Origin of the sequence: Borrelia duttonii Ly (assembly GCF_000019685.1) — a bacterium.
In the GTDB taxonomy this organism is placed as follows: domain Bacteria; phylum Spirochaetota; class Spirochaetia; order Borreliales; family Borreliaceae; genus Borrelia; species Borrelia duttonii.
The window spans coordinates 788,857-804,723 of sequence record NC_011229.1 but is presented as its reverse complement, the minus strand read 5'-3'; the positions used below and the strand labels follow the sequence as shown (position 1 = coordinate 804,723).

At 27.8% G+C, this 15,867-nt stretch carries 11 protein-coding genes and 2 tRNA genes; 6 read left to right on the top strand and 7 right to left on the bottom strand.

Annotation, left to right across the window (positions count from 1 at the left end; translation table 11 throughout):
* Positions 1-7: 7 nt before the first annotated feature.
* Positions 8-625: an endonuclease III domain-containing protein gene (locus BDU_RS03735; protein ID WP_012538483.1), complete on the bottom strand. Its 618-nt coding sequence runs from the start codon at positions 623-625 to the stop codon at positions 8-10.
* Between the two features lie 103 nt (positions 626-728).
* On the opposite strand from BDU_RS03735, the gene BDU_RS03730 reads away from it, so the two are divergent.
* Together BDU_RS03730 and BDU_RS03725 are read left to right on the top strand one after the other, a co-directional pair.
* A tRNA-Arg gene (locus BDU_RS03730) sits at positions 729-802 on the top strand.
* 9 nt (positions 803-811) lie between these two features.
* A tRNA-Pro gene (locus BDU_RS03725) sits at positions 812-884 on the top strand.
* A gap of 80 nt (positions 885-964) precedes the next feature.
* Here BDU_RS03725 and BDU_RS03720 read toward each other — a convergent pair.
* From BDU_RS03720 to BDU_RS03710, 3 genes are all read right to left on the bottom strand, one after another.
* Positions 965-3,214, bottom strand: a complete 2,250-nt coding sequence (locus BDU_RS03720) for a P83/100 family protein (RefSeq protein WP_012538482.1) — start codon at positions 3,212-3,214, stop codon at positions 965-967.
* Positions 3,215-3,342: 128 nt separating this feature from the next.
* Entirely contained in the window at positions 3,343-5,028 is a 1,686-nt protein-coding gene (locus tag BDU_RS03715) for an outer membrane protein assembly factor BamB family protein (protein ID WP_012538481.1), read from the bottom strand.
* A gap of 22 nt (positions 5,029-5,050) precedes the next feature.
* Positions 5,051-6,682 (bottom strand): ABC-F family ATP-binding cassette domain-containing protein, encoded by a 1,632-nt coding sequence (locus tag BDU_RS03710; RefSeq protein ID WP_012538480.1) that lies wholly within the window; start codon positions 6,680-6,682, stop codon positions 5,051-5,053.
* 143 nt (positions 6,683-6,825) lie between these two features.
* Here BDU_RS03710 and groES point away from each other — a divergent pair, with 143 nt between their 5' ends.
* Together groES and mnmD are read left to right on the top strand one after the other, a co-directional pair.
* Positions 6,826-7,098 (top strand): co-chaperone GroES, encoded by a 273-nt coding sequence (groES, locus tag BDU_RS03705; protein ID WP_014696557.1) that lies wholly within the window; start codon positions 6,826-6,828, stop codon positions 7,096-7,098.
* A gap of 207 nt (positions 7,099-7,305) precedes the next feature.
* Positions 7,306-7,983 (top strand): tRNA (5-methylaminomethyl-2-thiouridine)(34)-methyltransferase MnmD, encoded by a 678-nt coding sequence (mnmD, locus tag BDU_RS03700; protein ID WP_041177748.1) that lies wholly within the window; start codon positions 7,306-7,308, stop codon positions 7,981-7,983.
* Positions 7,984-7,999: 16 nt separating this feature from the next.
* Here mnmD and valS read toward each other — a convergent pair whose 3' ends face one another.
* Entirely contained in the window at positions 8,000-10,633 is a 2,634-nt protein-coding gene (gene valS / locus BDU_RS03695; protein WP_012538477.1) for a valine--tRNA ligase, read from the bottom strand.
* Positions 10,633-11,628 carry a tRNA dihydrouridine synthase gene (locus tag BDU_RS03690; protein ID WP_041177747.1) on the bottom strand — a complete coding sequence of 332 codons (996 nt, stop codon included), beginning with the start codon at positions 11,626-11,628 and terminating at the stop codon, positions 10,633-10,635. The genes valS and BDU_RS03690 overlap by 1 nt, the downstream gene beginning before the upstream one ends.
* 257 nt (positions 11,629-11,885) lie before the next feature.
* Here BDU_RS03690 and BDU_RS03685 point away from each other — a divergent pair, with 257 nt between their 5' ends.
* The gene (locus BDU_RS03685; RefSeq protein WP_012538475.1) at positions 11,886-13,940 is read left to right on the top strand and encodes an ATP-dependent DNA helicase; all 2,055 of its coding nucleotides are present in this window, start codon (positions 11,886-11,888) and stop codon (positions 13,938-13,940) included.
* Here BDU_RS03685 and BDU_RS03680 read toward each other — a convergent pair.
* On the bottom strand, positions 13,930-14,718 hold the full coding sequence (locus BDU_RS03680; RefSeq protein WP_049752017.1) for a septal ring lytic transglycosylase RlpA family protein: 789 nt from the start codon (positions 14,716-14,718) through the stop codon (positions 13,930-13,932). The two genes, BDU_RS03685 and BDU_RS03680, sit on opposite strands and share 11 nt — an antisense overlap.
* Positions 14,719-14,859: 141 nt before the next feature.
* Here BDU_RS03680 and BDU_RS03675 point away from each other — a divergent pair, with 141 nt between their 5' ends.
* The gene (locus BDU_RS03675; protein WP_012538473.1) at positions 14,860-15,864 is read left to right on the top strand and encodes an L-threonylcarbamoyladenylate synthase; all 1,005 of its coding nucleotides are present in this window, start codon (positions 14,860-14,862) and stop codon (positions 15,862-15,864) included.
* Positions 15,865-15,867: the final 3 nt, after the last annotated feature.

Genomic DNA, 15,867 nt, shown 5'->3' with positions numbered 1-15,867 from the left:
ATTATAATCAAACAAGTCTTGGTGCAAATTTTTCTAAAAAACAATTTTTACAGTTTTGACTACGTGATGTACAAACATCTCTTCCATGCCTATTAATAGCCATAGAAAATCTATATTGTTTATCAGCAGGTATTCTATTTCTTAAATCTAATTCAATTTTTAAAGGTGTCTTCTCAAAAGTAATTCCATGTCTAATCACAACTCTACTAAAATGAGTATCTACAATAATAGCTGGCTTTTTATAAACAACACCAAGAATAACATTGGCTGTTTTTCTACCTACTCCTGGCAAAGATATAAGATCAAAAATATTATCTGGAATAATACCATCAAAATTTTCCAAAATCATTCGTGCACAATTTATAATATTTTTAGATTTATTTGAATAAAATCCTAATTTATAAATTAATCTTTCAACATCTACTAAATCAGCACATGCCAAACTTTTAAAATCACCATATTTATCAAAAAGTTTAGGTGCAATCTTATTAACCATATTATCAGTCGTTCTTGCACTCAAAATCACCATTATTAAAAGTTCGTAATTATTTTTAAAAGTTAAAAAAGGTTTTACATAAGGATAGCGAAATAAAGTTTCATCTACAATTAAATCAATATTAACCATAAAAATAATTATAAATTATATGTATAGTCATAATAAAGGATAAGCAATAATATTTTATTGACAAGGATTTTTCAACATGGTATACTCAATTTTAGGCTCAAAAGCGCTAATAGCTCAATGGGATAGAGCAACAGACTTCTAATCTGTAGGTTTTAGGTTCAAGTCCTAATTGGCGCGTAATTTTTTCGGGACATGGCCTAGCGGCTAAGGCACCTGCTTTGGGAGCAGGGGATCGTGAGTTCGAATCTCACTGTCCCGATTTCCCGGTATTAAAGGAATGAATAAAATTAATCCTTCCTGTTTACATTGACAAACATATTATTTAATCAACGATTGAGTTCAATTTATTTTTTTCAAAGTATTTACATCCAAAGTAATAATTGACTTAGATGCATCCTGTAAATAAACACGTCCTGCATTAACAGTAAAACTTGTAAATGGTAAAACTTCATCTTCAGAAAGAACAAATTTACTCAAATCATTTGAAGAAAACTTTGCTAATTTCCAAGCATCATTATCCTTAACAACTACTAAAATCATTTCAGAATCAACATAAAGAGAAGAATCCCTACTCAACTCAAAACCTGCTTGAGATTTAACTTTTAAATTTTCTGATTTGCTAAGTAACTGAAGTTTTGCAATACCTGAACAAAGTTTTATAGCAACAAAATCATCTTTCCTCTCATAAACCCCATACCTCCTAATACCGTACTGATAATTTTTATCTAATTTTTCTTTATCCGAATCAATTAACCTAAGAACACCTAAATTAGTATTAGGATTTAAAATTTCTAAAAATACGGGCTTTTTATCCTTATCTTCAGTGAACAATTTTTTCACACCCTCAGACTTAACCAATTTATCTTTAGCATTTAAAGATTTATCGGATAATTTCTGCAAAGATTTTTTATTCGCAATATTAGGAGAATTTTTTGAAATATCTGATGTAGCCTTTTCAAGTTGTCTTTTCAATTCACTAGCTGACTTTAACTTTTCATCATTTTGTGATGTAGCTTTAGGCTTTGGCAAATTATTATTTTGATTTTTACGCCCAACATTTCTTTGCAACCTATTCCTAACTGGATCTTTTTGTTTATCCAAACCACCATTATCCACCCCTTTAAGCCTATCCCTCTTATCTTCTAAAACATTTCTTTGAACTATATTGTCATCAATTTGTTTTTCAATTTCTTTTTTCTCAGCATCATCAATAGCCTTCTTAAGTTGTTGTGCTAAATCCTTAGATAACTGTGATTTTCCATCATTTTGTGATGTAGTTTTAGGCCTTGGCAAATTATTATTTTGATTTTTACTCTCAACATTCCTTTGCAATCTATTCTCAGCTGGTTCTTTTTGTTTATTCAAATCCCCATTATCTACCTCTTTAAACTCATCTCTCTTCTTATCTTTTAAAGCATCTCTTTGAAGTATGTTATTATCAATTTGCTTCTCAATTTCTTTTTTCTCAGTATCATCAGTAACTTTATTGAGTTGTTCTTCTAAATCCTCAATAGTCTCGGTTAATTGCAATTTTTCATCTACTTTTGGAGAAGTTATGTCTCCAGGCTTTGGTAAGTTTTTATCTTTATTACTCCTATCAATATTTTCTTGTATCTTATCCTTTACTATATCCCTCTGTTTATCCAATTTTTCTTGAGAACTATCCAACTTTTTTTGTGATTTTTTAAGTTCTTCTGTTTTACTCTTTAAAGCATCTCTTTGAAGTATGCTATCATCAATTTGTTTTTCAATTTCTTTTTTCTCAGTATCACCTGTAGCCTTCTCAAGTTGTTCCCTCAAATTATCAATGGTTTCATTCAATTCATCATCAATAGTCTTTAAAGTATTAGATTCAATATCAATTTTTTTCTGATCAACATCACGAATTTCATCTTGAACATCTGTTAAATCTCTTGCAAAATTTGTACCAACTTCTTCATTTTCACCTAAAAGAGAGGCTACTACTCTCTCCGTAACTATTTTATCAAGATCAACATCTGATTCAATGTCTCCTGACAAAATATTTCTTTTGAGAGGAATAAAAATATGAGTATTTCCAGCCCATTGACTATAAACTCTTGAAAGCCCTACATTATGCTTATTTAAATCTGTAAGAGAAGAATTAATATAAGCATTATTATAATAATCCAAATCACCTCGATAAGCAGCATTATATATCGTAATAGCCTTGGCAAGCAATTCTGCACTTTCTTTACTGTATTTAAAACCTTCCATCAAATATCCTGTAAGTATTCTTCTAAGATTTAAAATACTATCAAGAGATGAATTTAAACCAATAACAAAAACATCTGAACTACTCTTTTCATCTTCACGATCAATATGCCGATTAACATAATATTTATTGTAATAGTTAGCCTTATTATCAACTAAATTTTTAGCTAAAAATTCACCAATACCCACTATCTGTTGGTACGTGTCTGTAGAATCATAAGGACCTCGATAATTGACAAATTCAAGATCCATATTAATAAAATCTTTTAATTTTTTCTTATCAACCTCTCTAGCATGAAAAGTAACAATATTTAAAAAAACAAATAACAAACTAGAAAATACCCATATTCTTTTCATAATAAAATTCTCCCCTGGTTAATTATAAACTTTATCATTAAATAAACCGGTATAAATTAAAACATTAATTTTAACACAATATAAGATGTATTCAATACATGATAACATAAAATTAGCAACAAAATGAATCAAAGAATTGCAATAATTTCATTAGCAAAGCCATTAATTTTTTCAGAAAAATTCTGTCGCTTTATAAATTTCAAAAGAGTTAGATATTTACTTCTATACTTTTGAAGATTCTCTTCAGAAGAATTTACAATTATCTTTCGTAAGCTTAAAAGAACAGCATAAGCTATCTCTAAATTACCCTGATAATTCAATATTATATATTGAATATAATTATATACAAGTTCATCTTGATCATGATAATACTCAAATTTGGCAATATTTTTAATCAACTGAATTACATTGCTAATATCTTTCTCATGAATTGCAACATTAACAAAACCCTTAATTGCAGACATATCATCAACATACATAAAATATTTATACAATTGTCCTCTTTGAAAGATTCTATCAATTCCATCTTTTGGAGCAAGCCAATTATCAATAGCCTTTTTATATAAATTTAAATATCTTTTAGGAAAACTACCATATTTCTTTAAAATAGAATCAAGCATACTTAAAAATTTACGATAAGTAACCTTATCATATGCAGAATTTAACATTTCATCAAGAGTCAAATAAACATCTTCATGTTCTATTAAATATTTTTCTCTAAAATCTATTCTATTTTGATGATATCTATTACCCAATGTATGATTCCAAACAATAATATCAAGCATATCTTTATATTCATAATAATAAGTGGTCAATATCCAATTAAATCCTCCAGTAACAATGAATCCAACATTAGCCACAAGTCCGGATATCTCCTTCATATCATCATATCTATCAACGGGTCTAAAATATTCATCAAGAACCAAAACACCATTTGATTTCATAACAAGACAAAGATTTTTATTATTGTAAAGCACAGCTTCTTTAAGATTTAAAGATAAATTGTTGAAAAACATAATTTCAAGATTTTTACTTAAATTAAAAAAAACACCAATATCAGATACCGCAACATATTCTCCATTAAATTTTTCGAATAAAAAATTAATAGGATAATTTAAACTAACAGAATTTAATACATCACCAAAATCACTATCATAAATGACAATCTCTCCGGATTGCAATCCAACAATTATTTTATTATCAGTACTGATCATCAATGTACTAGGAGAGGACATAAGCGAAATATTCCATATCTGTCCTCCATCAACATTAAAAGCAAACATTTCATCATTCTCATTGACAATATAAAAATTACCATTTTCAAGAACAACAGATGAGGTTAATGCTTGCCCTTCTATATCAACCTCAAAAACTTTATGGCCATCACCAAGTCTTAAAGCAATAACTCTACCATCAGCTGTCGGAACTAAAATATAACCATTACCTATTGAAGGGGCTTTTATAGGAGAAACACCCAGATTATATTTCCATATAAGTTTTCCTCTTCTAATTTTCTGAACTTCATTACGTCCTGTAATAACATAATACCCATTACCAAAATCCTTTAATAAAAAGGGATAAGGGGTTCTATCTAACCTATAAGAATACTTTTTACCAAAAGACATAGTATAAGTTACTAACCACCTATCCTTAGTTAATACAGTAATAGTATCACGTCTCTCATCAAGGATAGGATTTCCTAAAACTTGTCCGGTTAAAGCTTTTTGAAAATAAAGATTAATATCTGCAAATAGAGAAAAATAAGCACTAAAAAAAAATAAAATACAAAAATTTACTTTCAAAATCACAAACATCCTGTAATGAATAAAAATGTGATTAAAGTTTTAAGATGGAATGTCCTTCATAAAGTTTATCCCGCAATTCCTTAACCTTGACATCCTCAATATATTCAGAAAAAGTCATAAAACGATCAATTATTCCATTAGGAGTAAATTCAATAATCCTATTAGCAATTGTATCAATAAACTGATGATCATGAGATGTAAACAACACAACTCCCTTAAAATCTTTAAGTCCAGTATTTAAAGATGTAATTGCCTCTAGATCTAAATGATTAGTTGGTTGATCCAATAATAATACATTAGCACCACTAAGCATTATCTTTGCAAGCATACACCTTACCTTCTCACCTCCTGAGAGAACATTAACTCCCTTTAAAGCCTCATCTTGACTAAAAAGCATCCTCCCCAAAAACCCTCTAATATAAGTCTCATCGCCTTCTTTGGAATATTGTCTAAGCCAATCTATTAAACTTAAATCTACATTAAAATATTCTTCATTATCCTTTTTAAAATACTCAAAATTAACAGTAGAACCCCATTCATAATGTCCCTTATAATCTCTGTCTTCATTGGTAATAATATCAAAAAAATAACTTGCTGAAATTGGACTACCTAAAAAAACAATTTTTTGTCCAGGTTCTATGACAATACTAAATTTGTTTAAAATAAGTTGTCCCTCAAATTCTTTGGTTAAATTTTTAATTGTGATAACATTTTTACCAAGATCCCTTTCAATTTTAAAATTTACATAAGGAAATTTTCTTGAAGACGGTTTTAAATCCTCAACTTTAATTTTTTCAATTAACTTTTTTCTTGAAGTTGCTTGGCGAGATTTTGATGCATTACTTGAAAATCTTTGAATAAAAGTTTTAAGTTCTGCTATTTTCTCTTCAGATCTTTTCTTAGCATCTTTCAATTGCTTATTAAGTATTCGACTAGTTTCATACCAAAAATCATAATTACCAAGATAAACTTGAATTTTTCCATAATCAATATCAACAATATGAGTACAAACTTGATTTAAAAAATGCCTATCATGTGAGACAACAATAACTGTATTTTCGAAATTAATTAAAAATTCCTCCAACCATTTAATCGATTGAATATCAAGATTATTAGTAGGCTCATCAAGAAGCAATATATCAGGATCCCCAAAAAGAGCCTGAGCCAAAAGTATTCTCACTTTTAAGGCCGCCTCAACATCCCTCATTAAACTAAAATGCAGAGACTCATCTATACCTAACCCCCTTAAAAGCACTGCAGCATTAGATTCTGCTTCATAACCTCCAAGATCAGCAAATTCTGCCTCAAGTTCTCCAGCTCTAATACCATCCTCATCATTAAAATCAAGTTTTGCATAAATTTCATCTTTTTCCTTTTGAATAGAATAAAGCTTTTTATGACCCATAATCACAGTATCAATAACTCGAAAATCATCATATGCAAATTGATTTTGTTCAAGAACAGCCATTCTCTGATTCTTAGCAACTAATACTTCACCCTTGCTAGGCTCAATTGTTCCACCCAAAACTTTCAAAAACGTGCTCTTACCTGCACCATTAGCTCCTATTATTCCATAACAATTTCCAGAAGAAAACTTAATATTTACATCTTGAAATAGAATTCTCTCTCCAAATGTAACTTCTAAATTATTTACTCTTATCAAACTATTTTTCCACCTAAACTTGACATTTTATTAAAAGAATTATCTTTAAAATAAAGCTAATTTTCAAGTGCCATTAAAAGATATTGACTTAACGCTTCACTTTTTCGTATATTTATATTATCAAATTAAGGAGATGTTTGAAAATGAAAAATATTAAACCTTTAGCTGATAGAGTTTTAATAAAAATAAAAGAAGCCGAAAGTAAAACAACTTCAGGATTATATATACCAGAAAATGCAAAAGAGAAAACACATATTGGAACAGTTATGGCTATTGGCTCCAACAAAGAAGAAATTAATGTTAAAGTCGGAGACACAGTGCTTTATGAAAAATATGCTGGGGCTGCTGTAAAGATTGAAGATAAAGAACATCTAATTCTAAAAGCAAAAGAAATAATAGCTATTATAGAAGAATAAGAAAAAAGAGAAACTAAATTGTGATTTAGTTTCTCTTTAAAAGAAAAAATTTTTAAATTTAGTAGCTACATCCTATTATCCTAGTCAAACAAAATTCAGGGTCAATATATATATAACATTACTGTTATTATCTTTAAGAGTGATGGATTTTTTAATTTATTCTCTCCTAGAGAGATTAAATTATTATCTTATAATTTGTTTATAAAAATGACACACAAATTAATATTCAAAGGTAAAACTATATATTCAAGTAAATTTAAAGACATTTATTACGATCCTCAATATGGACTTGAAGAGAGCAATTACGTATTTATTAAAGGATGTCAACTAGAAAAAGAACTTACAACCACCAAAAACATAAAAATTGCAGAATTAGGATTTGGAACAGGGCTAAATTTAATAGCTCTCTTAAAATATTTAACAGAAAACAATATTAAAACAAAAATCAACTATTACTCAATTGAAAAATTTCCATTAAAAAAAGAACAAATAAAAAAAATATCACAATTTTTTAATAACGATATACAATATTTCAAGATAATGCTTAAAAAATATCCAAAAATACCAATAAAAAATATCAAATACAAAATATCAAGTAATATTAATTTAAAAATCCTCATTGGTGATGCTAAATACAAACTTAAAGAATTACCAAAATACATAGATTACTGGTTTTTAGATGGATTTACTCCAAGCAAAAATATTAGAATGTGGAACAAAGAAATATTTACAATAATCTCACAAAAAAGTAAAACTGGAACAAAACTCTCAACATTTTCTTCAGCAAGAATTGTGAAAGACGGATTAAAACTTGCAAATTTTAATTATCTTAAAATAAAAGGATTTAACAACAAAAGACATATGCTAGTAGCACAAAAAGAATAATACAAACAAAATCTAATTAGTAACTAGATTTCTTTAAATTAGAAATATAATTACTAATTCTAACAATAAAAGAATCAAATTCTTCTAATTTTAACTTCTCAAAATTAATAATTTCATCAGGAGCATTTGATAAAAAATTTTGATTCCCAAGCTTTTGAAGAGTTACATTTTTAAGTTTTTCATATTTTTCTAATTGTTTACTAAGTTTTGTAAGCTCTTTATCAGTATCTATGAGATCTCGAATATCTGCAAAACTTTCAAAATTAACATTAGGAACTCCTATCATATTTTCATAATTTTCATTGTAAAAAATACAATCAAAATTAATAAGTTTTTTTGCAATATATTCATTTCTTCTAAAATACTTTTCAGACTGAAAAGTATTACCAAATTTCAAAGCAACATTAATCTTAACATTAGGAACTATATTAAATTCACTTCTAAGAGTCCTAATTGAAATAATAAAGTCTTTAAATAAATTAAATTGCTGAAATTCTTCTCTAAAATCCCTTTGCATTGTAACTTCAGGATACTTTTTTAAAGCCAATATATCTTTTAACGACATAACCTTAGAATAAATTTCTTCGGTAATAAAAGGAATAAAGGGATGCATAATAAGCAAAGATTCTTTTAGGAAAAAAATTAATTTGGAAATGGTTATATTCTGTAAATCAAAATCATCACTACATAAATTAATCTTACTAATTTCAATATACCAATCACAAAAATCATTCCAAAAAAATTCATATACCGCTTTTGTAGCTTCATTATACTTATAATTTTCAAATGACCAATCTATAACAGCAACAGTTGCATTTAACCTTGTAATCAACCACTTATCAATGTCATCAAATTCTAAACTATCTAATACTAGTCTACCCTTCAAATTTGATAAAATAAACTTAGATGCATTAAATACTTTATTTGCAAATTTAGCTCCAAACATAAAATCTTTAGTGTCAATGTTTAAATCCTGTCCTTGTACGGACAAAAATGAAAGAGTAAATCGCAATGCATCACTTCCATACTGCTCTATAATCTTTAGAGGATCGATGCCATTACCTAAAGATTTTGACATCTTTTGTCCCTTTTTATCTCTTAAAAGAGGAGTTATATATATATCTCTAAATGGAACTTCTCCCATAAACTCAAGTCCTGCCATTACCATCCTTGCTACCCAAAAAAATATTATGTCATAAGCAGTAACTAAAGTAGTTGTAGGATAATAATTTTTAAGATCAAAAGTTACATCTGGCCATCCAAGAGAAGAAAATGGCCACAACCAAGAAGAAAACCAAGTATCAAGTACATCTGAATCTCTAACAAAACTTCTTCCACTATAATTTTTACTCAATGAAGGATCAAATTCACTAACAACAATCTCTCCTGTTTGAACATCATACCAAGCAGGAATTCTATGTCCCCAAACCAACTGCCTAGATATACACCAATCTTTAATATTTGATAACCAATGCTTATATGTATTTTCCCATTTCCTAGGATAAAACCTAATCTTACCATCACTTAATGCTTGTAAAGCAGCATCGGCTAACGGTTTCATCTTTACAAACCACTGATTTGATAAATAAGGTTCAATGACTTCTCCAGATCTATGACAATGCCCCACCTGATGCTTATGATTTTTCACATCTATTAAAAATTCTTTATCTCTTAAATCTTTCTCTATTTTACTTCTTGCAGCATTAACACTTAAACCTTGGTACTCAATTGGAACATTTTCATTAAGCTTTGCATTCTTATTCAAAATATTTATCTTGGCAAGATTATGCCTTTTTGCAATCTCAAAATCATTAGGATCATGAGCAGGTGTTATTTTTAAAGCTCCACTACCAAATTCCATATCAACATAATCATCAGCTATTATCCTAATTTTTCTATTTGCAATAGGAATTATAACCTCTCTTCCAATTAAAGATTTATATCTCTCATCATTGGGATTAACAGCAATAGCTACATCCCCAAACATTGTCTCAGGTCTAGTAGTTGCAACCTCAATAAAACCACCATCACACAATAAATATTTAACAAAATAAATCTTACCCAAAATTTCTTTATATTCAACTTCTTCATCACTAACAACACTTCCAGAACCAGGATCAAGATTTACAAGATATTCTCCCTTATAAATCAGCCCCTTATTATATAAATCAATAAAAACTTTATTAACAGCCCTTGAAAGTCCATCATCAAGAGTAAACCTCTCACGTAAATGATCATAAGAAGCTCCAAGCTTTTCTACCTGATTAACAATTATTTTTCTATGCTTATTTTTTAATTCAAAAATTCCTTCAATAAATTCTTCACGACTAAAATCATCTTTACTTTTGCCAAGTTCTCTAAGTTGTTTTTCAAAAACTGTCTGAGTTGCAATTCCAGCATGATCTGTCCCAAAAAGCCAAAGAGTATTAAATCCCTTCATCCTTTTATAACGAACAAGAATATCTTGCAAAGTAAAATTAAGAGCATGTCCCATATGAAGAATACCTGTCACATTTGGAGGAGGTGCTACCATGCTAAATTTTAATTCGATCTTATCATCAGGACTAAAGACACCATTATCCAACCATCTCTTATAAATTTTATCCTCAAAAACCTTAGGATCATAACTGCTTGAAAGTTCTTCGCTCATTATTTAAGCTTATCTCCTATAACATTAATTCGACTTAGATTTTCAAAAAGTTCATCATAATTATTTGAACTCATAATATTATAAAAATATTCACTACATATCTCATTTTCATTAAAATAAATTTTGAAATACTTCTTAAGTTTATTAAAATCTTTAGTAATACCCCAAGTAGAATGAAAATCCGTTATGTGCAATTTTAATATATTTAATCTAAAATTTAAATCACTATCTAAAAAGTTAGGTTCATCTCTTCTAAATAAGTTTAAATTTTTTAATATTCCACGACCAAACATTATCCCATCAATAGAATACTTATTAATCATTTGATATGCCTGATTCAAACTTAAAACATCTCCATTTCCAATAATTACTACATAAGGATTAATTTTATTTCTTAATTTAACAAGTTCATCAAATACATTAACATCTATAGGCCCTTCACTTTGATTAATAACAAGCCTAGGATGAACAGTTAACATATCAATACCTAACTTAAGTAGAAAACCCAACCAATCTTCAACCTCAGAACAAAAAAAACCATGTCTAGTTTTAACGCTAAGAGGTAGCCCATACTTTAAACATGCCTCTTTACTTGCAATAATTATTTCATGGGCTAAGGACTTATTATTAATTAAAGCAGAACAAACACCCTTTTTAACTATTTTTTTCTTTGGACAACCCATGTTAAGATCAATTCCCCAAAATCCTAAATTACTCAAAATTTCTATTGCCTTCACAAACTTATCAGGATCATCACCCCAAATCTGAGCAATCAAAGGTCGACTAAGCTCATCATTTTTTGTCAAAATATGTTGCATTGAGTTCTTTGATTTATTTAAAAGTCCTTTTACAGAAATAAATTCAGTAAAATAAATATCAGGACCGTCCTTTCCATTTCCAATCAAATTAACTAAATTTCTAAAAACAGTGTCTGTAACATCTTCCATTGGGGCTAAAATCATAATGGGACGCTTCATATTATTTAAAAAAGTCATAAAATAAATGATATAACAAGACAATAATATGGTAAAGAAATGACTTAAACATAAATTTTAAAATCAAAAGCAATGATAAAAATTTTAATTACCATCTAAATGACATATAAAAATATATTAAAAACCAACTACTAAAATGAACAACAATAATAAACTTGCAATATCATAATATAAAACATCAAAAAATTTAAAATATACAATAAAATTAATCACAGTACATAAAAAATTTGCAAAAATAATAAAAGGATGCTGCATAAATGAACTTAAGTGAATATATCATTCAACAAGCAGAACTAAATATCAAAGGATTTGTAAGACGAGATACACAACTTAGGATGATAGACAAAATAAAACAAACCTTTAGGGATGAAAACTTTTTAGTCATTGAAGCACCAACAGGAACTGGAAAAAGTTTTGCATATCTAATTGCTGCTATTGATTTCATTCACCAAACAAAAGAAAAAGTCATAATTTCAACATCATCAATTAATCTTCAAGAACAATTAATAAAAAAAGATATTAAATCCTTAAAAAGGATTATTCCTTTTAAAATTAAGTTTGGCATAATTAAAGGAATGAAAAATTATATCTGCCTTAGAAGACTCGAAGAACTCAAAAAAAGCCTTCTAGCCCATACACTAAATAAAAAAAATTTAGAAACATTAATCTACTGGGCACAAAACACAAAAACAGGAGATAAAGATGAACTTAATTTTATAGATGAACAAATTTGGGAAGAAGTATCAGCAAATCCTGAAACATGCTCAGAAATTACCTGTCCTAATGAGAATAAATGTCTTTTTAAAAAAGCAAGAAATAAAATATTAAAATGCGATATCATTATAACCAATCACCATTTACTATTAAACGACCTTTATATAAGAAACGAAATACTAATGGAAAAAGAAAATCATGAAAATAATTTTGAAGAAGAAAACATAAATATCAATTTAATATTACCTAGTATAAAAAACATAATAGTTGATGAGGCTCACTATTTAGAAGAAGCTGCAAGAAGCTTATTTAATAAAAATTTTTCAAAAACTGGAATAAAACAAATTTTTATAAAAATAGATAAAATAATTAAACGACAAAACATAAATAATATCTATAAGAAAGATTTTGAAATTTTCACAATACAAAACTTTGAAAACATAGAATATATAATAAACACACAAGAAAAATTACCATCAATCTACAGAATTACCAGTGATACACATAAAACAAACTTTTATATACGTATTAAAACATATCTACAAAATATCATTTATAATCTAGAAAATTATCAAATAACCATAAGATCAATAATACAAAATATAGAAAACAAAACGGCAAAAATAGAGCTAAATAGACTCATTAAAAATTTAGATCAAAAAAAATTATTAATTCAAAATTTTATATCTGAAAATCAAGATGATAATCTTTGTTTTTGGATAGACAATAAAAAAAATATCCCTTTATTTCAAACATCAGAAATTTATTTAGGTCCAGAACTAAATAAAATCATGTATCAACGAACAAAAAGAATAATTTTTACATCGGCTACTATTATAATAAATCAATCATTTTCATACTTTTTAAATCAAACGGGACTAAATTTAAGTAATAAACACATCGAAATGGAAAATTTACCATACTCATTTCCTTATCAAGAAAAATCAATACTCACAATTACATCAGATATTGAAAACCCTAACAACGAAGAAGAATTTTTAAATCAATCAACAAAATATATTAAAGAACTTGTGATATTAAACAAAGGAGGAACCCTAATTTTATTAACTTCGCTTAAAAGTTTAGAATACATAAGTAAAAATATCAAAGATTTTTTATTTGAAAATGACATAAACATTTTCATACAAGGACAATTACCAAAAAATGAACTTATAAATTCATTCAAAAAATCACCCAAAAAAAGCGTACTTATAGGAATAAAAAATTTTTGGGAAGGAATTGACATTAAAGGAGATCAATTAACAATGATTATCATCCCCAAACTGCCATTTCAAACTCCTTCAGATCCAATCTTAATAGCAAAAAATGAATTGGCTAAAAAAACAAATGAAAATTTTTTTATAAAAGAAACATTACCACAAGCAATAATGAAATTTAAACAAGGATTTGGAAGACTAATTAGGGACTCTAAAGATTATGGAATCATAGTATGTTTTGATAAAAGAATTTGCAACAAAACTTATGGCAAATCATTTTTAAAATCATTACCTAAAATCAAAACTTACTACTCAAACTTTACAACTATCAAACATACAATAAATACATTTTTTAAAATAGATCAAAATATTAATCCATAAGGATATTATTTCCCGGAATTTTAGTCTTTCTTACCAAAATGTCCTTATATCCTGTAGATTTAATGAGTTCAACATTCTTCTGTACATCATCAGCATAAGTAGGAATAAATACTGTAAAAAAAGGTCCATGTGAGTTTACAAAAACATTAAGACCAGCTTTTTCAAGTATCTTATAAGCCCTTTGAGCATAATCTTTAGTCTTATAAGAACCAACTTGTATGTAAAAATCTGGCTCTTTATCTGTATCATTTAAAATTTGACCTGCAACCTCAGTATGTTCCTTACCCACAATAACATTTTTATCTGCTTTTAAATCAACAACATCACTATTAGAATTACTCTTAGAAGCATCTTTAACATCAAGATTGTTCTCAGATTTTTGGTTTTCAATATTTTTCACATCAACTTGTTTTAATATTTCAATTTTTACAGGAGCAACACCTATTCCTATAAAATCTAACTTTTCAGCAGCAGATTTTGATAAATCAATTATCCTATCTCTTCTAAAAGGTCCTCTGTCATTAATCCTTACAACAACAGTTCTATTATTAAGTAAATTGGTAACTCTCACAACACTATTAAATGGAAGCTCCTTGTGAGCCGCTGTAAGAGCAGTCATATCAAATTTTTCGCCATTAGCAGTAGTCTTACCATGAAAAGCTTCGCCATACCACGAAGCAAGCCCTACAGTAGCACTATTTAATTGCATAGTAACAACAATCAAAAATAAAAACACAAACCTCAAGTCAATAGCCCTAAGACCAAATAAACCTATCATAATTACACATTGTATCATATTGCATATTACAATATAAAGCATAAGACTTATAACACAAAATTAATTAGTTGACCTAAATTGTTTATTTTCAATTTTTTTGATTTAATAAATATGCTAAGATAACCTTAATAGGTAGCATTAATGAAAACAGAAGTAATAAAAGAAAGTGAAATAGAAAAAGCAGTGAAATTCATTAATTCAGGAGAATTAGTAGTATTTCCCACAGAAACAGTATACGGCATTGGAGCTAATGCATATGATGAGAATGCTATACGAATGCTCTTTATAGTAAAAAAACGTCCTATTACAAATCCCCTAATAGTACATGTTGAATCAATAGAAAAAATAAAAGAACTGGTAGAATATATACCAGATAGTGCTATGATTTTAATGAAAAAATTTACCCCAGGTCCCATAACATTCATATTAAAAAATGCGGGCAAGATATCTAAATTAATAAATGGAGGTCTTGAAAGTATAGCAGTCAGAATACCTTCAGACCCCATAGCTCTCAAATTAATCAAAATGAGCAAAGTTCCAATAGCAGCTCCATCAGCAAATTTATCAAAACGTCCCAGTGCCACTAATTTCGAAATGGCAATAAAAGAACTTAACGGTCTTGTTAAAGGAATCATTCAGAAAAATGAAGTATCACAAATTGGAATAGAATCAACTGTTATAAGTTTTGACGCTAAAAGCAACGTATCAATATTAAGACCAGGATCAATAACAAAAGAAATGATAGAGAGAGAACTTAATGGAAAATTTAATGTAGAATATTCATTAGGGAAAAAAATACTCCAACAATCACCAGGAAATTTATTGGAACATTATAGACCACGCATACCCGTTTATTTATTTAGACAAAAAGATAATATAAGAAAGTATATATCACGACAAGATACAAAAATACTCATTATGAAAAATACTATTAAATCATATTGGTTTAATAAGCTTTGGAATACAAATCACATCTGTGTATTTAACACATTAGAAGAATATGCAAAAAATATTTATAAAGTTTTTGTAGAATCTGAGAGAACACATAAACAAATACTTGCTGAATTTGTAGATAATAATCAACTTGGATATTCAATCAATAACAGACTCAAAAAAGCAAGTCTAGACAAATTTATTTCTGAATAAATT